The organism is Streptomyces sp. NPDC045021 (genome assembly GCF_056432645.1).
Genome location: NZ_JBWKIQ010000023.1, coordinates 33,679 through 54,328, shown reverse-complemented (window position 1 = coordinate 54,328; position 20,650 = coordinate 33,679). Strand labels below are relative to the sequence as shown.

The following is a 20,650-nucleotide window of genomic DNA, read 5'->3' as shown; positions in this document are numbered from 1 at the left end:
CACGGAAGCCGAAGGAGAGTTGCGTTCCCATGACCACCCACTCCCGCCCCACCAGCCCGCCCACCCACCCCGAACCCGCACCCGACCACGTCGGCGGCGCACAGACGTCGGCGGCCAGCGTGCGAGACACCGTCGCCGACCAAACCCTGGCACTGCTGGCCCAGCACCGACTGATCACCACCCCACACCTGCACCAGATGCTGGCCCCCCACGCAGCACGCCCGGTCACCGACCGGATCCTGAACGCGTTGCGGGAAAACCAGCTCGCGTCCTTCGTCATCCTCGGCGGCACGAACGGCCTGCGTGCCTGGTACCTGACCCCCCGCGGTGCGCAGATCGTGGCCGGCTGGCCTGAGCTGCGCGGCCGCACGGTCACCGCCCCGGCCTCCGGTGCCGAGGCCTGTCTGCGGGCCGCTCACACCCTGACGGTGGTGCGCGCGCATGTGGCCTTCCTGGACGAAGCGCGCCGGCGCGGCGACGAGTACGGACCACTGGACTGGATGCCCGAGGTCACCCAACCGCTTGCCGACAGCGGCGGCCAAGACCCGCTCATCGCCGATGCCGTCCTGCAGTACACCGCCGCAGCCACCCGCACCACCCCGCGCCGGCAGTACCGGGCCTTCGTGGAAGTCGATCGGACGACGACGTCCTCCGAGCGGCTGTGCCAAAAGCTCCTGGCCTACGCCCGATTCCACACCTACGCGCCGGCCGCCTGCCCCACGGGAGAGCCGGGCGCGACGTTCGCCTGGGAGCAGGTCTACCCCGACTTCCCCCGACTGCTGTTCATCGTCACCGGAGCCCGCGCCTCCCTCCTACGGCTGCGGATCAACGATCTACGGGCCATGGCCCACACCAACACCCAAGCCCTGCACTTCACCACACGGGTCAAAACCGGTGCCGCCGTCCTGGAAGACCTCGAAACACACGGCCCCTCAGGGGCGGTGTGGACGCCACTGATCGGCTCCGCCCACCGCCGATCCTGGATGGACCTATGACACCGATGACACACCCGAACAGCGCGACACACCACCGGGGTGTTCCCGCATGAGAAAGCTGCGCAGCCGCCCACCACGCTTCGTGGCCATCGACAACAAAGCCGTCGATGACCTGCGCCTGAGCGTCCTGGACGTCGGGCTGCTGGCCGTAGCACTGCGCTGCCCGGACGGCGCCGAATTCACCATCGAAGCCACCGCCCGCAAACGCAAGCCCGGACGTGAGGCCCTGACCGGGGCCATGCGCAACCTGGTGCAGCGGGGGTACGTCGTCAAACTCAAGATCCAGGACAACACCAACGGGCAGTGGCGCACCGAGTTCTCCGTCGCCGATGCCCCCTTCACCCCCAAGGACGTGGCCGACCTCCTCGACGAGCTGCCTGGGGCTCGCGCGGTGCGGGTGGAACCGGTCTGGTTGGACCCCCGCGACGACACCCCGGCACCAGCCTCCCCCACCACCCGACCGACGGGAACCCGTAACTCGGGTACGACCAGCAGGAACAGGAGAAACCCGCAGGTGACACCGACCGACGGGTTTCCGACGGTCGGCTACCCGACGGCCGGTAAACCGACCGCCGGAAAGCCGTCGGCTAAAAGAAGAAGACTTCAAGTACAAGACTCCTCTCTCTCCAGCGGCGACCCCTCACCAGACCCAGCGGACGCGCAGAACGACCGGGACAACAACGAGACAGACACTCCGGCTGCGCCACGCCAACAACCCATCCCCTCCAGTGCGCGGGCCGCAACAAAACCCGACCACCCGCCGGTGTCACCTGCATCGCCGGCGACGCCCGACAGCGCGCTGCCAGCGGTTGCGGCGCGGGTAGCGGAGGCCTGGGCCCGGGCCCGGACACGCCACGGGCACCCGATACCCGTCCGCGGCAAGACGCGGGTAGCCCGAACCGCGGCCGGTCTCCTCGCCGAAGGAATGGCCGAAACCGTGCTCCTCCAGGCTGCCGCTGACATGGCCCGCCACCCCACCTGGCTCGACCTCGGCCGGCATCTGGAGCACTGGAACCCCCCGCCGGCCACTCGTCGTCCCTCTCCCACAGCCTCAAGCACCGACAGCTACTGCAACAGCTGCGAATTCGGCTGGACCACACAACCGGACGGACGCGTCCGGAAATGCCCCTGCAGATCACAGCCGCCCCCAACCAAACCAGCGGAACCCCAGCACACCCACCGCCCCGGATCCTCGAGCACGCCCAGCACACGCCACTCGTCACCAGGAGTCCTCACATGAGCCCAACCCGCCCTCCCCGGACGGCCATCGACAACGCCTCGTATGCGCTCAGCCAGGCAGCGCAGAGATCCAGCCGCACCACCATTTGGCATATGCGGGCAAACCTGAACGAGGAGCCCCACCCGCCCCGGCAACCCCATGGCCCGAGCCGAACGCCCGCCGTACTGTGCGGTACGAAACAGATCGTGATCAGCCCGTCACACCACTTGATCGGGTTAGCCGGATCAGGCGGAGGCACGCACCGATCACGACCGTTGACAACCGGGGAGAAGCACGTGGCAACCAAGGCAGACCGCACCGCACCTCCGGTATGCCGCCGCGACGCTACTGCGGCCGCAGTCAGCGTGACCGCGCTCCTGATGGCCCTGACCGGATGCAGCGGTTCGGATACCAACGCACCGCGCACGCCGGCCCCAACGGTCTCGACGGCGAACTCCACACCGACCGCAGACCCGACGGCCGCAGCCAAGGCGGCAGTTGTCAGCACCATCGCGCACATGCGACAGGAGCAGGTGAAGGAGTACGCCGACATCGGTGGAACGACCAAGACGCAGCTGAAGCAGTACATCACCGGCAAGGGCCTGGCCCAGATCAACCAGTCTCTGTTCTCCTACGAGCGGTCCGGAGTGGTCTTCAAGGGCAAGCCGACCAGCACCTTCAAGGTGACCGCGATCGACATCAAGCAGAATCCGCACAAGGCCACGGTCGAGGAGTGCTTGGACACCAACGCCTGGCACGCAGTCTCCAAGGCCACCGGCAAGGATCTGGCCTACAAGGACCAGGCGCGGCGCTACATCGTCACTCACGACGTCCAAACGTTCGGAGTTCAGCATCAGTGGATGGTGCTGAACTACGCCGTCGACAAGGCCCGGGCATGCTGAGGCTCCGACTCGCGGCCCTGTGCGGCAGTGTTGTGCTGGTGAGTTGGGCGCTGACCGGCCTGGCTGTAGCCGAGCCGCATCCCTCGCCCACCATCACGCCGCCGCACGACTGCGGCAACCTCGAGGTATGTATCCCTGCCGAAGATCCCGGACATCCCGGGCAGGGCGGAGGGAGCGGCGGGTCCGGAGGCGATGGTGCAGGCGGCATCCAGATCTGCAAGATCCAAGGACAGGTCGTGCCGTGTCAGACCAAATTCGGCACGTTCATGGACGGCTGCTACTACGACGTCGCAGACCCGCCCCCGGATCCATCCGACGGGGTGTGGCACGGCCATAAGCCCGGCGACGGCGCGATCTACCTCAGGACGTGTCCCGCCGTGGTCGAGGGAGGCCAACCGGTCGGGACCGTCGGTGCCTTCATCTGGCTGCAGAATCCTCCCGCTACCGCAGCGGTCGATCCGGCGGTCCTCGCGCAGCAGGCCGTCGCCAAGATGACGCTGACCGGCGCCGAGATCGGTATGGCCCCCGCACCGGGCCGAACGGGTCTGGTCGGGCTGCCAGTGTGGATGTGGACCGCAAAGACACAGACGGCGTGGGGCCCCAATTCCGCGACCGCGACCGCTGGAGCAGTCAGCGTGACCGCCACCGCCCACGTCTCGCAGATCGCGTGGTCCATGGGCGACGGCACCTCCGTGACCTGCACTACGGCCGGCACCCCCTATCAGGGCTCCTTCGGCAATACGCAGTCACCGGACTGCGGGCACGTCTACCGGACCACGTCGGCCAAGCAGCTGAACAGCAAATTCACCGTGCTTGCCACGTCCACCTGGACGATCCCGTGGCAAGGCGGCGGCCAGCAGGGCACCGTCACCGTCGTCCGCACCTCGCAAGTGCAGATCGGCATCGGCGAGCTGCAAGTCGTTAGTTGAGTCTGCGCTTCAGGAGGACCAGGACGTTGAGCCACACCACCACTCCCCCACCGGGTACCGCGTACCCGGCCGGTGTCCCCGGCCAGGGCGGTCCGCAAGGGCCGGCGGTCGCAGCCCCCCGGGTTATCAAGCAACGTCGCCGCCGTCCGGGCCTCATCGCTTTGTCTGTTGCGCTGATCGCGAGCGGCGGCTTGGCCGGCGCTGTGCTCTACGCCTCCTCCGGGCATCGCACCGAGGTCGTTGTCGTGGCTCGGGACGTGGCCATCGGTTCGCAGATCACCCGGGCCGACCTGGGCCACGCATCGATCGCGCTGGACCCCGCTGTGAAGTCAGTGAAGTCCTCCCAGGCCGGGACGTTGGTGGGGCAGCGCGCGGCGGTGGATTTGAAGGCCGGGTCGTTGCTGTCGCCGGGCCAGGTGACGAAGGAGTCGCTGATCAAGTCCAATGAGCAACTGGTGGGTGTCTCCCTCAAGCCCTCTCAGCTGCCGGCGACACCTTTGTCGCCTGGTCAGAAGGTTCTGATCGTCAGCACCCCGGACCCGAACCAGGTCTCCGGCGCCGGCAAGACCAGCGAGCAGGGTCCTCCCAAGACGCTGTCCGCCACGGTCGTCGCGGTCGGCAAGCCCGCGACCGCCACCGGCGTCGTCGTCGTGGACGTCGCCGTGCCCTCCGTCGATGGTCCTGGCCTCGCGGCCCGGGTGGCGACGGGGAACGTGGCGCTGGTGGTGGCGTCCAGGGACGGCAGCTGATGGCCGTCATCGCCCTGGCCGGCGGCCTGGGCGCGCCGGGTGTGACGACGACGGCGATGGCGTTGCTGATGACGTGGCCGCTGGCGGCGGAGCGTCGGATGATTCTGGCCGAGTGCGACCCCGACGGTGGGGCGATTTTGTCCGGGGCGTTGCAGGGCCAGCTGGGCAACGCCCATGGTCTGCGCAATTTGGCACTGGCCGGGCGGCAGAACCAGCTCACGCAGGCGTTTTGGCGGCAGCTGGTGGACCTCACCGAGGCGGGGACCAGCGATCGGTTGGTGCTGCCGGGTCTTTATGACCCGGCGCATGCCTCGTCGATGGGGCCGGTGTGGGAGCAGTTGGCGTCCCTGTTCACCGGGATTGAGCAGCACCGGCACGACGTCCTGGTGGATCTGGGGCGCCGCGGTGCCTTCGGGCCGTCCGCGGTTCTGGCGCAGCGTGCCGATGTGGTGGTGATGGTGGCCCGGAACACGTTGCGAGGTTTGCAGAGCGCCGAGGTGCGATTGAAGGCGCTGCGTGAGCAGCTCGGCAGTGCGACGGAGATCGGGCTGATCCTGATCGAACAAGGTCCGTTCACCCGGCAGGAAGTGGAGAAGGAGCTGGCCCGGTTGGGTGTGCCGGTTCCGGTGGTCGCGACGTTGCCGTGGCAGGTGAAGCAGGCGGCGGTGCTGTCCGATGGGGTGGATCAGCCGCGGCGGTTCGAGCAGTGCGAGCTGATGCGCGCCGCCCGCACGGCGTCTGGGCCGCTGTTGCAGATGATCACGGAGCGGCGGCGTCGGCTCGGGGCGCCGGTCGCGGCGGGGAGAGGGTGATCGACGATGCGTGCCAGGCCCGTTCACAACGATCCTGTCGTCGTGCCGCAGCTGGTCAACCGGCTGCCGCAGCCGCAGTCCCCCTCCCCGGTCGACCCCCGTCTGGCCGCGGCTCACGCTGGCGCGCCCAGCATGCTCGCCGGCACGACGGCTCCTCAGGTGGTGTTGGACTACGAGGCTGTGCGGCTGATCAAGAAGGAGGTCGGGGACCGTCTGAAGGAACTCTTGCGCTCGCACCCCGGTATGTCCGTGGCGGCGCAGGAGCAGCAGGGGCGGGCGCTGATCAACGAGCAGGTTGCGATCTGGGCGGACGCGGTGGCCATCCAGCGCGGCACCGCCACCGACAAGGCCGAGGATGCCGCGGTCGCGCAGGCGGTGTTCGACCTGCAGTTCCGGGCCGGGCGCTTGCAGCAGCACCTGGACAACCCGCTGGTGGAGAACATCTTCATCAACAGCCACACCCAGACGGTGCTGGACTTCACCGACGGCCAGCGCCGTGAGGTGGCCCCGGTCGCGGACACGGAGGAAGAACTCAAGGAACTGTTGCAGGACTTGGCGCGCCGCTCGGGCCAGTCGGAGCGGTCCTTGTCGACCGCCAGCCCGTTCCTGCCGCTGCGGCTGGCCGACGGTTCGCGGCTGCAGGCGATGAGTGAGGTCACCCCGGGCACGTATGTGACGATCCGCCGGCACAGTCTGCGCGACGCGAACCTCGACGATCTGGTCCGACTCGGGGTCATCGACACCACGCTGCGCGACTTCCTGCGCGCCTGTGTGCGGGCGGGCAAGAACATCATGGTCGCGGGAGGACAGTCCGCCGGGAAGACCACTGTGCTGCGGGCCCTGCTCAAGGAGATCGACGCTGACGAGCGGTTCGGGACGTTGGAGACGGAGTACGAGCTGTTCGCGCACGAGAACGGCTACCACCGCCAGGTCGTGCCGATGGAGGCCCGCGAGTCCAACGGCGAGATCATCGACGGCCGCGGGGCCGGTGAGATCACGCTGATGGATCTGATGTACCGGGCGCTGCGCATGTCGCTGAAGCGGATTGTGGTCGGGGAGGTCCGTGGGCCGGAGATCGTGGCGATGTTGCAGGCCATGACCAACGGGCAGGGCGGCAACCTGTGCACCCTGCACGCCTCGCACCCGAGGGTGGTCTTCGACCGTATCGCCGAGCTGTACTTGCTGGCGCAGGGCAACATGTCGGAGGGCTTGGCGTACCGGCAGGCCGCCAACGGCCTCAATTTCATCGTGTTCGTCGACGGGTCGGTCGATGAGACCCTCATCGGCGGTCACCGGCACCGGTTCGTCTCCCACGTTCTGGAAGTGACCGGGATCGGGGAGGGCGGCCGCCCCGACACCAACGAGGTCTTCGGGCCCGCCCCGGAGTGGAACGAACCGCGGGCGGTGCCGCGGCTGCACCCCCAGTGCATCGTCGACCTGCGGCGGGCCGGCTTCGACGCCGAGCTCCTCAACGCCCCCTACGGGACCTGGCCCACCCGCCTGCCGCTCCTGGTGGAGGGGGCCGCGTGATGACGGGTCTGTTGTTGTGGGTGGTGGCGGGCCTGGCCGTCACCGCGGGTGCGGTCGGTCTGGTCGCCGGGATTGTGGGGACCAGTGCTCCACGCACGCCGACGCTGGTGGCCAGAGCGCGCGCACGCAGGTCGGGCGATGAGGCGCTGCGGGTGCGGCGGCGCACCCGTCTCGCGGTCGGCGCGATGGCAGGCGTCGCGATGTGGCTGGTCACCGGGGTGTTCATCGGCGGGCTGCTGATCGTGCTCGCCGTCATGGGCCTGCCCTGGCTGCTGGCCCCGACGAAATCAGCCGCCCATCGGATCGAGAAGCTCGAAGCGTTGGGCGACTGGACCCAGCGCCTGGCCAACGTGCTGCGCCTGGGCCGCGGCCTGGACGAGGCGTTGAAGCTGTCGCGTAAAGGCGTCCCTGCGGAGATCGCAGCCGAGGTCGGCGACCTGGTGGACCGGCTGCAGGTCGGCTGGCGGCCCACGGACGCGTTGCGGCTGTTCGCGGACGAGCTGGGCGACGTCACCGCGGACAAGGTGATCGCAGCGCTGATCTTGTCGAGCCAGGACCGTGGGCCGGGGCTGGCGACCGCGCTGGAGGATCTGGCGCAGTCGGTGCACGAGGAGGTCGCCAAGCGCCGCACCATCGAATCCGACCGGTCCAAGCCGCGCACCACCATGCGGTGGATGACCATCATCACCCTCGCGGTCATCGCAGCCGGATTCCTCGTCCCCAGCTACACCGCCCCCTACGGCACGCTCCTGGGGCAGCTGGTCCTGGCCATGCTGCTGGCCGGGTTCGCCGGGGTGCTGGTGTGGATGCGGCAGTTGTCGGAGACCCGACCCGTGCCCCGCTTCCTGATCGTCGACCCCCGCTCCCGCGTCACCCCACCCGCCGCACCAACTACGGCGGGCGGTGAGGGCGCGTGATCCCCCTTGCAGCCATCGTGGCCGGCAGCACGGTCGGCGCCGGTGTGGCCCTCCTGGTCAAGGAACTTCTGCGCCCGGCACCAGCACTGGGACCAGCCCTGCAGCGGCTGAACTACCCCGGCCCGGAAACGCCCGTGCCGGTCAGCGCTGACCGGGACGAGCGCTGGGGCGCCTGGCTGGTGGGACACCTGCAGGGCGTGCCCGGGGTGCGGATCCCGTTCACGAACCTGGCCCTGCTGGGTCGGACTCCGGCGCACTTCGTGCTCCGCAAGGTCGCCCTGACCGCGGCGGGATTGCTCCTACCGCCGCTGGCGACGTTGCCGTTCCTGCTGATCGGCATGCCCCTGTACGCCCCCGCGGTTCTCGGTTTGGTCATCGCCGCGGTGTTCTGGATCACCGCTGACCTGGAGGTCCGCGACCAGGCCCAGCGGGCCCGTGAGGAGTTCGCCCACGCCATGGCCGCGTTCTTGGACCTGGTGGCGCTCAAGCGGGCCGGGAACACCGGCGCGGAGCAGGCCATGGAGGAAGCCGCCGCCGTCGGCCACGGCTGGGCCTTCCAACGCATCCAAGAAGCCCTGGCCCGCTCCCGCCTGGACAAGATCCCGCACTGGGAGTCGCTGGAACGGCTGACCGCGGAGTTGGACCTGCCGGCGTTGGACGACCTGTCGGCGATCATGCGGCAGTCCTCCGACGACGGGGCGTCCGTCTACGCCACGCTCCGCTCGCGGGCGAAGAACCTGCGCACCGAACTCCTCGCGGACCAGGCCTCCCAGGCCAACGCCGCCAGTGAGGCGATGACCGCCCCCGGAGCCGTCCTCGCCGTCCTCGTGATGATCATGATGGCCTTCCCGTCGATCATCCGCATCCTCACCACCTAGACCCCAGCCCTTGAGCCGTTGAAGAAGGAGCACGAACTCATGCATGCGATGGCCGCCTACCTGACCCTCTGGGCGCAGCGAGCCCGTGAAGCCGTTGCCGAGGCCGAGGCGCGTGGGGACCGCGGGGACATCTCCATTACGACCGTGATCATCTGGGTCGCCGCCGTCACCGGCGCCCTCCTCATCGCCGGCACCATCGCGGTGATCATCACCAAATACAACGGCAAGCTCAGCGGCATCTGACGGCCGACATCACATGACGACGGGGAGGAAGACCACGTTGCGGGGACTGCGGCTGCGCTTATGGGCCGGCTCGCTGCGCAAGCACGCCCGAGGAGACCGGGGAGACTCGAGCATCCAGATGGCGATCGTGTTCCCGTTCGTCATCCTGGGCACCATCGCGGTCCTGCAGGTGTCCATGTGGTACTTCGCCCGCAACATCGCCCTGACCGCCGCCCGCGAAGGCGTCGCCGCCGGCCGCTCCTACCAGGCAACACCCGCCGACGGAGCCGCCCGCAGCCGCGAAACCCTGGAGCGCATCGCGGGCGACTCGCTGCGCGCAGCCGACGTCTCGACCGCCGGGAGCAGCGCCGTGCGGATGCGGATCACGGTGTCGGGGACGTGTCCCTCGATGCTGCCCGGCATCGGCGACCTGCACGTCTCCCAATCGGCCTCGGGTGCCCGCGAGCGCTTCACCACCCCGGCAGGCCCCTAATGCGACACCTCATGCGCCTGGGTGCACGTACGGGTTCGGATCGGGGCAGCGAGGCGATTCAGGCCGCGATCGTCACCCCGCTGCTGATCATGTTCCTGTGCCTGGCCATCGGCGCCGGACGGCTCGTCACATCCGGGAGCAAAATCGACGCCGCCGCGGAGGACGCCGCGCGGGCAGCGTCGATCGAGCGGACCTACGCCGCCGCGAAGACCGCAGCGGAAACCGCGGCCGTGGAGTCCTTGGACGATCAGGGGCTGGCCTGCGCATCGAGGGACGTCGCGGTCGATGTGGGCGGGTTGAGCGTGCCGGTCGGGCAGGTCGGGACGATCACCGTCACCATCACCTGCACCGTCGACCTCACCGACCTGCTCCTCCCGGTCCCCGGCGCCAAGACATTGAGCAGCACCTTCACCTCGATCGTGGACGCCTACCGGGAGAGGCAGACATGACGAACCCCTCGTACGGCGAGCACCTGTTGGCCCGACTGCGGCGTGACGACGGTGGCATCGCGGTGTTCGTGGCCATCTGCACGGTGGTGTTGCTGGGCATCATCGGTCTGGTCGTGGACGGCGGCGGGAAACTCCGCGCGACCGAACGCGCCGACGCGATCGCCATCGAGGCCGCCCGGGCCGGCGGCCAGGCCATCGACCCCACCCAGGCGATCCCCGGCACCGCCCTTCGCGTCGATCCCGAAGCCGCCCAAGCCGCCGCCTACGCCTACCTGCAGCACGCCGGCGCATCCGGCACCGCCGCGATCTCCCCTGACAGGACCCAGCTGACGGTGACCGTCACCGGCACCTACACCACCAAATTCTTGCCCGCAGTCGGGATCGGCTCCATGACCGTGACCGGCCACGGTCACGCGACACTCCTGCACGGTATGACCCAGCCAGAAGGGCCCTGACATGCCCCACCCGCCCTATACGGCCGCCGGACCGCACCGACGTTCAGCACCGCGGCGGCCCCGGAATTTCCTCATGGCTGGGGTGCGCGCCCTGACCAGTCTGGTCCTCCTGGTCGTGCTGCTGGCCGGGCTGCCGGTGCTGCTGTGGTGGGGCACCGCGATCGTCGCCGAACCGGGCCTGCAGGCGTTGGGCAGTTTGTTGACGACGCAGGACTCAGGTCAGGTCTTCCTCCTGGCCCTGGCCGTGGCCGGCTGGATCGGCTGGGCGTTGTTCACCCTCTCCGTCCTGGTGGAGATCCCAGCCCAACTGCGGGGCCACCGCGCACCACGGGTTCGGCTCCTGATCGGCCAGCGGGCCGCCGCCACCCTGGTCGGGGCGATCCTCATCGCCCTGCCCACCGGCACCGCAGCCCTCGCCTCCGCCGCCCCCGCACATGCCGTCACCACCACCCCCACGGGCGCGCCGGCCGGCGGCCGCGCCGGCGCCACGACCGCACTAGCCGACGCTCCGCACAGCGCGCGCGAGACCGGCACCGTCACCCACACCGTCCTCGATGCCCGGCCGGCGGAGAGCTTGTGGTCGATCGGCGCAGCACGCCTCGGTGACGGCAACCGGTGGGAGGACATCGCCCGCCTGAACACCGGCCGCACCATGACCGACGGCACCATCTTCCGCGCCGACGCCCCCATCCAGCCCGGCTGGACCCTGCACCTGCCCGCCGACGCGAAACCCGCGCCTCCCACGACCCACCACGGCGCTCCGGACAACACCCGGCCGGCGAGTGGACACCAGACACAACCGATGGGCGGGGCACACCGCGCGAACTACACGGTCGTTGCCGGCGACAACCTGTCCGAGATCGCCGCGAAACGGTTGGGGGACGAGCGAAGGTATCCGGAAATCTTCGCGCTGAATCAGGGCGAGGCCCAACCGGGCGGGCATCATTTCACCGATCCGGATCTGATCTACCCCGGGCAGCACCTCGACCTCCCCGCTCCCCCACACACCAAACCACCGGCACCCCGCCCCTCAGACCCCCACACGGTGCCAGGTCAGCACACGACCACTCCTCCAAGCCACGCGGAGCCCTCCGCCAACCCGGCCTCCCCCGCTACCACCGCGCCACGTCAGAGCGCGCACCCGACGGTGACACCCTCCGCCGCGGCGCCTGCCGCCCCCACCCAGGCTCCGGCGCCGAGCTCCGCACCGGCCACCACCACACCCCACCCCACCAGCAGCGGAACCTCCGCGCCCCCTGCCTCCGGGAGCGCCGCCGTGCCCTCTGCACCCCCGCGATCTACGACACCGGCCGTGGTGCCGGGTCCGGCTACCCGTGGTGACGACAGCACCGACCGCACCGTTGTCATGGCGGGCGGCGTGCTCGCACTGTTGGCCGCCGGCCTCATCGGCGGCCTCGGCCTGCGGCGGATCCTGCAGCAACGCGCCCGCAAGGCCGGGCAGACCATCTCCATCGAAGGCGAACCCACGCCATGGGAGCAGTCCCTTCACGCCAGCGCGGAACCGACCACGGTCTCCCTCCTCGACCGGGCGTTGCGGACTTTGGCCCATCACGCCGCGGCCGCCGGGTTGGAACTCCCCGTGGTCCGCAGGGCGCGGGTCACCAGCAAGACCATCACGCTCGTGGTCGAGGATCCCGCGCTCGCACCGATGACCCCGTTCGCGGCCGGCGAGCGGGACGGGCAGTGGGTCCTGAGCAGCAGGGCTCCCCTTCTGGATCCTGATGTGGCGCGGGAGGTGCCGGCCCCGTATCCGACGCTGGCGACACTGGGCACCACCACCGACGGGCACCTGGTCCTCACCAACCTCCTGCACTCCCGTGTCCTGCTCTTGGACGGACCCGAGGACGACGTGCTGGCCGTCGCCCGGGCCATGGCCTTGGAGGTGACCAGTAACGGCTGGTCGGACCACCTGGACATTCTGACCCTGGGGTTGGGCGGCCGGCTGGCGCAACTCCTGCCGCAGGGACGGCTGCGCGTGATGCCGCACCTGGCCTCCGCCGTCACCGATCTGGGCGGAATGCTGGTAGAGGTTCACCAGCAGCGCACCGACCCCGACGCCCCGGAACCCGACCCGCTGCCCTGGGTCCTGATCTGCGCCACCGCCCTGGACACCGCCCAGGCCTGGGAGCTGGCCGACACCCTGGCCACCGCCGCTCACCTGCCCGTCGTAGCGGTCCTGCCCGCCAGCGACAGCACCCGGCAGGCGTTCCCCGACGCCGACATCCTGCCCTGCGCACCGGCTGCCGAAGTCACCCTGACGCACCTCGCCGACACACCGCTCACGGTGCAGCGCATCAGTGACGACGCCTACCGCAGCTACGTCAACACCCTCGGCGTCGCAGCGCAGCCCGCGCAGCCCGCAACGGGGGCGTGGCAACTGGCCGCCGACCACAGCCGGGTTGCCACCGACCCCCGCCTGGCACCCACACCCGTGCTCCTCCAGCCCCTCGGCACCAACCGAGCACCGACCTCCTCACCAGATCCGGGCACACCCTTCCCCGCCCTGCGCGCAGCCGCCGAGCCCGCCCCCATCACCCTGCTCCCCCCACCCTCGCCCGACAGCGCACCCGCGACGCCCACGGGCAACCTCGAACCCCGCATCCCGCCCGCAGGCGGCTCGGTCGGCCCAGCGCCCAAAGTGCCCGCGGCCGCCGCTTCCAGCGAATCAGCGGATGTAACTGATGAGCCGGTTGATCCGAACGGTCCGTACATCCGGGTACTGGGGCCGATCGAGGTCACGGGCTTGGGCTCCACCGGCCACGACCCGAAGCTGGCCGCACTGGCCGCGCTGATCCACCTGCGGCCGGGCAAGAACCCCAGCGCCCTGGGCGAAGCGATGAGCCCGCACAAGCCGTGGTCCCCCACCACCGTGCAATCCAGGATCACCGCACTGCGGGGCAAACTCGGCTCCACCCCAGCAGGCGACCCCTACCTCCCCCGGCTCACAGCAGACGGGTACACACTCGCCCCCGGAGTGCGATGCGACCTGCACCAATTCGAACGGTTGGCCGCCCAGGGCCTTGCCGCCGGACCCAACGGGACCGGCCCCCTGGAAGACGCCCTGGCCCTGGTCCGCGGCACCCCCTTCGACGGGGACTACCCCTGGGCAGGAGGGCTGCAGCACGACATGATCTCCCGGATCGTCGACGTCGCCCACCACCTGGCGACCCTGCACGCTGAGGGCGACGTGCCCGATCTTGATGCCGCACGCCACGCCGCCCTGCGCGGCCTGTCCGTGGATGAGACCGCGGAGGTCCTGCATCGCGACCTGTTCCACATCCTGTTCGCCGCGGACGACATCCCGGCCCTCCACCAGGCCATCACCCACTGCGAACACATGGCCCACGCACACAACATCAGCCTGCAAACCCTCACCGAACAGACCATCACACTCCTGACCACCGACCATCCCGGAACAGCCCACACCGAACAGGCCTGACTCGGGAGCCCCAACATGACTGGGACCAACCATCAACACCCGCCCTACCGGCAGATCGCCGACGCTCCGCCACCAGATCCAGGGTGGCTGCCTCAAACCAGGTGCACGACTGCCGTCCTACAGATCATTGGAGGGGCAGTACGGCGTGGCCAACATGACGGCCCGCAGCGCGCTGCGGGTCCTGCGCGACGAAGGCCTGATCTACACCATTCAGGGCCGCGGCAGCTACGTCACCCACGCCGGCGGCCAGCTGACGGGCACGCAGGCGCAGGAGTCCTTGCCAGACGCCGTGCGCGGGCTGCGAGAGCTGCTGATGCTGATGAGCCAGAAGGTCGAGGCACTGGAGCAGCGGGTGTCGGAACTGGACGTGCCGAAAGCGGTGACGCGTAGGCCGTCGCCGTCCCGGGGGCGGCCTTCCGCTGAGTGTCAGTGGGGCCGATGAGCCTGCGCGCATGGCCGAAAACCGCGCGTTGCCCGCTGACCTGATCACACTCCAGACGGCTTTTAAGGATGCCGACACGGCGGTTGCCACGTACGTCGCGGACATCGAGGCCGCCCGACGTCTGGAGTTCCCCGATCCGCCCTCCGGCTGGTCCTCGGAGCAAGCGGCACTGAGAACTGCCTGGCCACAGGAGCAGGTCGAGGAGCTGGAGCGGCTACGGACAGCCCGATTGGCCGCGTTGAACGCCCTGTGGGAGCACCCCGACCACGCAGCCACCCTCAGCTCCGGGGACTGGAAAGAGCTCAGACAAGCTGCCGCCGGCACGGGCGCAGCGTAGTCCGCCCGAGGTCCCGGCCCTGCTCGGGTGTCTAGTGTGCGGCGGCGAGGTGGTGGTGCGCGGCGGCCAGTACCTCCGCCCGCGCGGCCTGCTCTCCTGCCGGCGGCCGGGTCTGCCATTCGACGAGCACGTCACGCACTGCCGAACAGACTGCCTTGATCTGTACGGCCATGTCGGCGTCCAGATCCTGCGATGCACCGTCCGCACCGTCAGGGCCGGTGACGACGGCGATGCCGTGCAGACCGTACGGGATCTCCGTATCCCGCCATCCGCTGGCCAGCGCCCAGGCGGCCACGTTCAACGGCGCCGTGAGGATCGCGCCTTCACCGTGAACGTGAAGGTAGGCCCGCCGGTGGAACACCGCCGCATCCACAGTGCCACCCACCAAATCACTCAGCACTTGGCGCTGCGCGGTGTACTCCTCGGGCAGAGCGATCTCCGAAACCGTGGCATCCAGTGCGATACACAGGGCAGCGGGCGGCATACCTGTCCTCCGACGACAGCGACAACTGGCAGCACCCGAACGGGTGCCCGATCATCACCCTTCCACGCAACCCGGGGCCGAAGTGCGCTTTCCAGCCCACGAGCAAAGGCATCAGCTGAATATGCGGCTCGGTCGAGCGCAACCGCGGGCACCGACAGCCCGGCCCACTCCGCACTCAATCCTCACCGCGCACGCGCACAAAACGGACGACGCCATGGCTTCCCCGGCCACAGGGCCATCGGGGACATGTTGCGCGCCGCCGGCCTAGAGCCTGTCTCCCTGATCCGGGCACATTTGGTTCGCGCGGTTCAACTGCTTGGTGGCAGGCTGCGGTTATGGATCAAGCTGAGGTATTGCTCATCGGAGGGCGCGCCGGCGTCGGCAAGACGACGGTGGGATGGGAGGTCTCAGCACATCTGCGTGCTGAGATGGTTGCTCACTGTGTGATCGAAGGTGACTTCATGGGGCAGGCCCATCCCGCTCCGGAGGGGGACCCGCGCCGCAGGAAGATCGCCGAGCGCAACCTGACGGCGCTCTGGTCGAACTATGCCGAGCTCGGGTATCGCCGTTTGATCTACACGCACACGGTGAGCGTTCTGGCTGAGAATGAAGGCATGTTCCGGCGCGCCATGGGTGCGAAGGTCAGGATCATCCGGGTGGTGCTCACCGCGTCCGATGCCACCGCTCGTGAGCGGCTGACTGGTCGGGAACTGGGGTCGGAGCTGGAGCATGAGTTGGAGGGCAGTGCCCGCAAAGCGCGGATTCTGGATGAGCAGATGCCCCTGGACACGGTGCGAGTGGCGACCGACGGACGTGCCGTGGTCGACATAGCGCGCGACGTGGCGAGCGCCACCGGCTGGCTGCCGAGCGTCTCCGGGTAGGTTCCTCGCCGCTCAATGTCGGGCCCAGATGAAGATGGCAGCGAGGTGGAGCGCGGCCTGGTAAACGATGGCGAGCTTGTCTGTTCGCAAGGCCAGGCCGCGCCACTGTTTGAGCCGGTTGATGCATCGCTCGACCGTGTTGCGCTCCTTGTACACCTCGGCATCGAACGCCGGTGGGCGACCGCCGGCGCGGCGCCTCGCCTCAGACGGTGACCGACCTGGTCTGAGGGCTGAGGAATGACTGCGTGGATTCCGCGTCGGCGCAGATGGCTGCGCCCGTCTGCGTTCCCGCCGTAGCGAGAGGAGCGCCAGCAGGTAGAACTCCGATGGCCGCGTGATGTCACCGCCGTGACGACCCTGCAGCCCGACGAGGACTGACCCCCTCCCGCCGGCGCCGCACCCCATGGCGCGGCACCGGCCCCCGGCCAGACGTCACCCCAAGCGCCGCCCGGAGGACCCGTCATGCCCCGCACACCCCACGCACCCACCGCTCCCCCGTCCCGACGCGACCAGCGACGGCCGGCCACCGGCCGCACCGTCCCGCCGCCCGTGTGGTTCACCGACCGGCTCGTATCCGTCCTGACCGCCACCCGGCCCATCACCTGCCTCGCCGGATACCTCGACCCCCCGACGTACGACCACCTGTGGCACCAGATGACCGCCAACCCCGCCCGGCCCTACTGAGCCCGCCTCCACCGCCCCACCATCCGCCGACACCGCACCATGCCCATCACGCCCGGAGTGCTCGAAGTAACCGCCATCGTGGTCCTGGCCCCCGCATACGTCCGCGCCATCGCCTTCCGCCTCCAACACACCACCACCAGCAACCCCACGCACGACCTCAACAACTGGCACGACACCGCCATCAAAACCGGCTAACCCCTCCCCCACCGACCCACGGACCTGACCGAACCAATCCCCCGACCCACCCGCCGCTGGGCGCGGCTGCAGCAGCGGCCACCTGACCCGCACAACGACCGGAACGCTGCGGCATAGTCGCTGCCTTCATCCCATCGGGCTGGGCTAAGCTCACGCCGCCCACCCCACTCAAGTGCCGGGGTCCCGAGTCCTGCACAGGTCTCGGGACCCTCGGCGCGCCGGAGCCGTTGCGACGCTCAGGCGTTCTGTCGCCCGGCGGTCAGCGGGCGCGGCGACGGAGCAGGATGTTCAACGTGGCGCGGGCGTCGCGGCGGCGCTCGGGGCTGCGGGCCGCGATCGAGGTCAGCGCCACCGAGGTGACGGTGAACGCGTACAGCGCGCCGGCCGCCCCGACGGTGATCGCGCCGTTGGTAGCGAGGGTGAGGGTGTCCATGGCGGATGCCTTCCGGTAGCGCCCGACCGCCGGTGCGGCAGCTCGTGACCCGCCCCAGCCATCTGCTCCGGAGGCAATCCGGCGATCAACCACCCACCCGCCCACAGCGGTCTACGCTGGTCACTGCATCCAGGCCGGATATTCCGGAGCTCTCCGGTCCGGATCCGGACCCCGGGGGCGGACATGGACGACACGACCGACGGCAGCGCCACGACCGTGTACGCCGCAGCCCTGCGCGACCTGTACGACAAAGCCAGCGCCCCGACATACGCCACGCTCCGCCGCCAAGGGCTCGCCCAGAAACCGCCGGTGACGCTGAAAGGCCAGACGGTCAGCGACTGGCTCTCAGGGATCGCTGTCCCCAGCCCCGGCCCGGCCATCCGGTTCCTGACCACTTACCTGCATGCCAAGGCCCGCCAGCGCAGGCAGCAGGTCAACGCGCCCGAAGGGTTCGAAAGCCTGCGGGTCGCCGCACAACGCGAACGCAACGCCAACCGGGGCCAGCGCGCAAGCGTCAGGACCGGGAAGTCCGCCAGTCCGGGCGTGGCGTTCGAGGCTCGCTACCGACAGTACGTGGCAGAGCGGCACGGCCAGTTGTCCGTGATCGGGCTCGACTTGTCCCGGCCCGGGTTGTCCTGCTGGTCGCTGGACGCCGCCTACCTCAGCCTGGAGCTCGCCTCCCACCGTCCCCTAAAGACGGCTGTCGATCCGGGTGGTGCACGCGTGGAGCGCGCCGAGCAGGCGCTGGCCTCGCTGCAGCGCACGTTGGTGCGGGGGCTGGCGGGCAGCGGCAAGACCACGTTGCTGCAGTGGCTGGCCGTCGGCGCCGCCAGTGGGAGCCTGCCACCGGAATTACTTCACCTGCGCGGGCGGCTTCCCTTCGTCCTGCCGCTGCGGACCCTCGTCCGCCACGCACGGTTGCCTGCCCCGCAGGAATTCCTCACCGCGGTCGGCTGCCCTTTCTACGCCGCCCAACCCGCCGGTTGGGCCGACCGGGTCCTGCAAGCGGGGCGCGGGCTGCTGCTCATTGATGGCCTGGACGAAGTGCCCCAAGCGCAGCGGTCCCAGACTCGCGAGTGGCTACGCGACCTGCTGGCCGCCTATCCGCAGGTGTCCTTGGTCGCGACGACGCGTCCGTCCGCCGTACCCGAAGGGTGGCTGGCGGACTGCGGATTCACCGAGCTGACCGTTAGGCCGATGAGCGCCCGGGACGTGGCGGTCTTCATCACCCGCTGGCACACCGCCGCGACAGGCAGCACCAACATGGACCAAGAACGCGCCCACCTGGCCGGGTTGGAAGACACCCTCAAGGACACCGTCCGCGCGCAACGGGACCTGGCCCAGCTGACCACGACCCCGCTGCTATGTGCGCTGGTGTGCGCACTGCACCGTGACCGGCGCGGCCACCTGCCCCAGGGGCGGATGGAGCTGTATGAGGCAGCGCTGGGGATGCTACTCGTGCGCAGGGACCGGGAACGCGACATCGACGCACCCGAGGGCATCGTGCCCACCGAACACCAGAGCATCCAGCTCCTGCAACGCCTGGCCTACTGGCTCATCCTCAACGGGCAGACCGAGATGGTCTACGACACTGCCTTATCCCTCATCGGCGACACCCTGCCCGCCATGCCCACCGTCAGCGCCCAAGGCAGTGCCGCCGACGTCCTGGCCCATCTGGTGGCACGCAGCGGCCTGTTACGCGCACCGACCGCCGACACCATCGACTTTGTCCACCGCACCTTCCAGGACTTCCTCGGCGCCAAAGCCGCCATCGACAACCGCGACATCCCCCTGCTCGTACGCCGCGCCCACGACGACCAATGGGAAGACGTCGTGCGCATGGCCGTCGGCCACGCCCGCCCCCATGAAAGCGCCGACCTGCTACGCCGCCTGATCACCCGCGGAGACCGCACCCCCAAACGCCGCACCCGCCTCCACCTGCTCGCCACCGCGTGCCTGGACAGCGCCACCGAACTCGACCCACACATCCGACAAGAAGTACAGGACCGCACCACATCGCTCCTGCCTCCACGCAGCCGCGCCGAGGCAGAGACCCTCGCCGCGATCGGCCCCGTCATCCTCGACCTCCTCCCCGGGCCCACCGGGCTGGAGGACGACGAAGCCGAAGCAGTAGTCCGTACCGCCGCCCTCATCGGCGGCGACGCCGCTCTCACCGTCCTCAAAAAATTCCGCACCTGCACCCAAGGCGAGGTGCCATGGGAACTCCAAGACGCCTGGGACACCTTCGACACCGACGACTACGCCCGCGAAATCCTCCACCACATCCCCGAACTACCCCTGCTGAACGTGAACTCTCGACAAAAGCTCAACGCACTCCAACAGATGAAAACGCCGCCATATATTATCCTTGACGGGAACTTCACCTGCAAAGACATCGCCGACACCCTCGATCCAAAGCTGCTCACATCACTGAACATTCATGATAATTCCACATTGCAGAACCTGGAATTCCTGCGCGCATACACCGGACTGACAGAGCTCCTTCTCACCGGCTGCCCCAACATTGCAGACCTCGAACCACTCACCACCTCGGCCGTCACCACACTCGGCCTCTACGCAGCTCTGCACAGCCCCGTCCCCGCATATGACCTCCGAAATCTCAAAAATCTTCTGCGCCTAAATCTGAGCACAAGTGTCCCGCACCCAGACCTCGCCACGCTTCCCGTCCAGGCCGATTTGATCCACCTCTACCTCGGGCCCACCACGAGCCTCACGCTCCACGGCATCAGCCGATGGCCGCGACTTACCTCATTGGCTTTGGGAGGCAAGTTCGAAGGAATCGCAGAGCTAGCAGAACTACCATCACTAAAGAATTTGTCTTTCCCAAGCGAGACCCTTATGGCACTTCCCCAAAAATTCCCCCCCTTCCCAGCATTGCCTATCTCCACATTTTCGATTGCGCATACCTCAGCGAGACAATAGGGCTTCGACATATTCGAGAAGTCTTTCCTCATCTCGAAATCCTCACTCTCGGCGCACCCGCCGGAGCCCGGCTGGACCTGACCTCGCTGCGCGACATGGCGAACCTCCACATCCGCATCACCGGGCAGGCGGAAGTCACCGGCGTCGAACTCTTCCCCGACGGCGCCATCACCCGCTCACCCCGCCCCCGCACCTGACCACCCCACCCCTGGGCATTCGGTGTATGAGGGTCAGCGCGCAT

At 69.0% G+C, this 20,650-nt stretch carries 23 protein-coding genes; 20 read left to right on the top strand and 3 right to left on the bottom strand.

Annotated elements, in window-relative coordinates; translation table 11 throughout:
- Window positions 1–29: 29 nt before the first annotated feature.
- The 16 genes from AC07DC_RS39790 (at window position 30) to AC07DC_RS39715 (ending at window position 14,789) form a co-directional block, all read left to right on the top strand.
- Window positions 30–995, top strand: a complete 966-nt coding sequence (locus AC07DC_RS39790) for a replication-relaxation family protein (protein ID WP_478919752.1) — start codon at window positions 30–32, stop codon at window positions 993–995.
- A 49-nt stretch (window positions 996–1,044) separates the two neighbouring features.
- Window positions 1,045–2,235 (top strand): hypothetical protein, encoded by a 1,191-nt coding sequence (locus tag AC07DC_RS39785; protein WP_478919751.1) that lies wholly within the window; start codon window positions 1,045–1,047, stop codon window positions 2,233–2,235.
- 275 nt (window positions 2,236–2,510) lie between these two features.
- Window positions 2,511–3,116, top strand: coding sequence for a hypothetical protein (locus AC07DC_RS39780; protein ID WP_478919749.1), 606 nt, complete (start codon window positions 2,511–2,513; stop codon window positions 3,114–3,116).
- Window positions 3,117–3,154: 38 nt separating this feature from the next.
- Window positions 3,155–4,045, top strand: a complete 891-nt coding sequence (locus tag AC07DC_RS39775; RefSeq protein ID WP_478919747.1) for an ATP/GTP-binding protein — start codon at window positions 3,155–3,157, stop codon at window positions 4,043–4,045.
- Window positions 4,046–4,206: 161 nt separating this feature from the next.
- On the top strand, window positions 4,207–4,794 hold the full coding sequence (locus AC07DC_RS39770) for an SAF domain-containing protein (RefSeq protein ID WP_478919745.1): 588 nt from the start codon (window positions 4,207–4,209) through the stop codon (window positions 4,792–4,794).
- The gene (locus AC07DC_RS39765) at window positions 4,794–5,606 is read left to right on the top strand and encodes a CpaE/TadZ family protein (protein ID WP_478919743.1); all 813 of its coding nucleotides are present in this window, start codon (window positions 4,794–4,796) and stop codon (window positions 5,604–5,606) included. The genes AC07DC_RS39770 and AC07DC_RS39765 overlap by 1 nt, the downstream gene beginning before the upstream one ends.
- A 42-nt stretch (window positions 5,607–5,648) precedes the next feature.
- A complete protein-coding gene (locus tag AC07DC_RS39760; protein ID WP_478919741.1) occupies window positions 5,649–7,136 on the top strand; it encodes a CpaF family protein in 1,488 nt (495 codons plus the stop codon).
- A complete protein-coding gene (locus AC07DC_RS39755) occupies window positions 7,136–8,053 on the top strand; it encodes a type II secretion system F family protein (protein ID WP_478919739.1) in 918 nt (305 codons plus the stop codon). The genes AC07DC_RS39760 and AC07DC_RS39755 overlap by 1 nt, the downstream gene beginning before the upstream one ends.
- On the top strand, window positions 8,050–8,931 hold the full coding sequence (locus AC07DC_RS39750) for a type II secretion system F family protein (RefSeq protein WP_478919737.1): 882 nt from the start codon (window positions 8,050–8,052) through the stop codon (window positions 8,929–8,931). Before AC07DC_RS39755 ends, AC07DC_RS39750 begins: the two co-directional genes overlap by 4 nt.
- 48 nt (window positions 8,932–8,979) lie before the next feature.
- A complete protein-coding gene (locus tag AC07DC_RS39745) occupies window positions 8,980–9,174 on the top strand; it encodes a hypothetical protein (RefSeq protein WP_478919806.1) in 195 nt (64 codons plus the stop codon).
- 13 nt (window positions 9,175–9,187) lie between these two features.
- Window positions 9,188–9,646, top strand: coding sequence for a TadE/TadG family type IV pilus assembly protein (locus AC07DC_RS39740; protein WP_478919735.1), 459 nt, complete (start codon window positions 9,188–9,190; stop codon window positions 9,644–9,646).
- Window positions 9,647–9,657: 11 nt separating this feature from the next.
- Window positions 9,658–10,095, top strand: coding sequence for a TadE/TadG family type IV pilus assembly protein (locus AC07DC_RS39735; protein WP_478919733.1), 438 nt, complete (start codon window positions 9,658–9,660; stop codon window positions 10,093–10,095).
- Window positions 10,092–10,550, top strand: coding sequence for a TadE/TadG family type IV pilus assembly protein (locus AC07DC_RS39730; protein ID WP_478919731.1), 459 nt, complete (start codon window positions 10,092–10,094; stop codon window positions 10,548–10,550). The genes AC07DC_RS39735 and AC07DC_RS39730 overlap by 4 nt, the downstream gene beginning before the upstream one ends.
- 73 nt (window positions 10,551–10,623) lie before the next feature.
- Window positions 10,624–14,010 (top strand): LysM peptidoglycan-binding domain-containing protein, encoded by a 3,387-nt coding sequence (locus tag AC07DC_RS39725; protein WP_478919730.1) that lies wholly within the window; start codon window positions 10,624–10,626, stop codon window positions 14,008–14,010.
- A 19-nt stretch (window positions 14,011–14,029) separates the two neighbouring features.
- Window positions 14,030–14,452 (top strand): GntR family transcriptional regulator, encoded by a 423-nt coding sequence (locus tag AC07DC_RS39720; protein ID WP_478919804.1) that lies wholly within the window; start codon window positions 14,030–14,032, stop codon window positions 14,450–14,452.
- Between the two features lie 10 nt (window positions 14,453–14,462).
- Entirely contained in the window at window positions 14,463–14,789 is a 327-nt protein-coding gene (locus AC07DC_RS39715; RefSeq protein WP_478919728.1) for a hypothetical protein, read from the top strand.
- Window positions 14,790–14,820: 31 nt separating this feature from the next.
- Here the strand turns inward: AC07DC_RS39715 and AC07DC_RS39710 are convergent, their stop codons facing one another.
- Window positions 14,821–15,273, bottom strand: a complete 453-nt coding sequence (locus tag AC07DC_RS39710; RefSeq protein ID WP_478919726.1) for a hypothetical protein — start codon at window positions 15,271–15,273, stop codon at window positions 14,821–14,823.
- Window positions 15,274–15,608: 335 nt separating this feature from the next.
- On the opposite strand from AC07DC_RS39710, the gene AC07DC_RS39705 reads away from it, so the two are divergent.
- Window positions 15,609–16,154, top strand: a complete 546-nt coding sequence (locus tag AC07DC_RS39705; protein ID WP_478919724.1) for an AAA family ATPase — start codon at window positions 15,609–15,611, stop codon at window positions 16,152–16,154.
- 12 nt (window positions 16,155–16,166) lie between these two features.
- On the opposite strand, the gene AC07DC_RS39700 is transcribed toward AC07DC_RS39705, so the two are convergent.
- Window positions 16,167–16,559 (bottom strand): transposase, encoded by a 393-nt coding sequence (locus AC07DC_RS39700; protein WP_478919722.1) that lies wholly within the window; start codon window positions 16,557–16,559, stop codon window positions 16,167–16,169.
- Between the two features lie 57 nt (window positions 16,560–16,616).
- Between AC07DC_RS39700 and AC07DC_RS39695 the strand changes: the two genes are divergently transcribed.
- A complete protein-coding gene (locus AC07DC_RS39695) occupies window positions 16,617–16,838 on the top strand; it encodes a hypothetical protein (protein WP_478919720.1) in 222 nt (73 codons plus the stop codon).
- Between the two features lie 39 nt (window positions 16,839–16,877).
- Entirely contained in the window at window positions 16,878–17,033 is a 156-nt protein-coding gene (locus AC07DC_RS39690; protein WP_478919718.1) for a hypothetical protein, read from the top strand.
- A 259-nt stretch (window positions 17,034–17,292) separates the two neighbouring features.
- Here the strand turns inward: AC07DC_RS39690 and AC07DC_RS39685 are convergent, their stop codons facing one another.
- Window positions 17,293–17,466 (bottom strand): hypothetical protein, encoded by a 174-nt coding sequence (locus AC07DC_RS39685; protein WP_478919716.1) that lies wholly within the window; start codon window positions 17,464–17,466, stop codon window positions 17,293–17,295.
- A gap of 183 nt (window positions 17,467–17,649) precedes the next feature.
- Here AC07DC_RS39685 and AC07DC_RS39680 point away from each other — a divergent pair, with 183 nt between their 5' ends.
- A complete protein-coding gene (locus AC07DC_RS39680) occupies window positions 17,650–20,409 on the top strand; it encodes an NACHT domain-containing protein (protein ID WP_478919714.1) in 2,760 nt (919 codons plus the stop codon).
- Window positions 20,410–20,650: the final 241 nt, after the last annotated feature.

Coding starts and splice junctions, on each gene's coding strand:
- AC07DC_RS39790 (WP_478919752.1), top strand. CDS start 30: ATGACCACCCACTCCCGCCCCACCAGCCCGCCCACCCACCCCGAACCC.
- AC07DC_RS39785 (WP_478919751.1), top strand. CDS start 1,045: ATGAGAAAGCTGCGCAGCCGCCCACCACGCTTCGTGGCCATCGACAAC.
- AC07DC_RS39765 (WP_478919743.1), top strand. CDS start 4,794: ATGGCCGTCATCGCCCTGGCCGGCGGCCTGGGCGCGCCGGGTGTGACG.
- AC07DC_RS39755 (WP_478919739.1), top strand. CDS start 7,136: ATGACGGGTCTGTTGTTGTGGGTGGTGGCGGGCCTGGCCGTCACCGCG.
- AC07DC_RS39745 (WP_478919806.1), top strand. CDS start 8,980: ATGGCCGCCTACCTGACCCTCTGGGCGCAGCGAGCCCGTGAAGCCGTT.
- AC07DC_RS39740 (WP_478919735.1), top strand. CDS start 9,188: ATGACGACGGGGAGGAAGACCACGTTGCGGGGACTGCGGCTGCGCTTA.
- AC07DC_RS39735 (WP_478919733.1), top strand. CDS start 9,658: ATGCGCCTGGGTGCACGTACGGGTTCGGATCGGGGCAGCGAGGCGATT.
- AC07DC_RS39730 (WP_478919731.1), top strand. CDS start 10,092: ATGACGAACCCCTCGTACGGCGAGCACCTGTTGGCCCGACTGCGGCGT.
- AC07DC_RS39725 (WP_478919730.1), top strand. CDS start 10,624: ATGGCTGGGGTGCGCGCCCTGACCAGTCTGGTCCTCCTGGTCGTGCTG.
- AC07DC_RS39715 (WP_478919728.1), top strand. CDS start 14,463: ATGGCCGAAAACCGCGCGTTGCCCGCTGACCTGATCACACTCCAGACG.
- AC07DC_RS39710 (WP_478919726.1), bottom strand. CDS start 15,273: ATGCCGCCCGCTGCCCTGTGTATCGCACTGGATGCCACGGTTTCGGAG.
- AC07DC_RS39705 (WP_478919724.1), top strand. CDS start 15,609: ATGGATCAAGCTGAGGTATTGCTCATCGGAGGGCGCGCCGGCGTCGGC.
- AC07DC_RS39700 (WP_478919722.1), bottom strand. CDS start 16,559: ATGGGGTGCGGCGCCGGCGGGAGGGGGTCAGTCCTCGTCGGGCTGCAG.
- AC07DC_RS39695 (WP_478919720.1), top strand. CDS start 16,617: ATGCCCCGCACACCCCACGCACCCACCGCTCCCCCGTCCCGACGCGAC.
- AC07DC_RS39690 (WP_478919718.1), top strand. CDS start 16,878: ATGCCCATCACGCCCGGAGTGCTCGAAGTAACCGCCATCGTGGTCCTG.
- AC07DC_RS39685 (WP_478919716.1), bottom strand. CDS start 17,466: ATGGACACCCTCACCCTCGCTACCAACGGCGCGATCACCGTCGGGGCG.
- AC07DC_RS39680 (WP_478919714.1), top strand. CDS start 17,650: ATGGACGACACGACCGACGGCAGCGCCACGACCGTGTACGCCGCAGCC.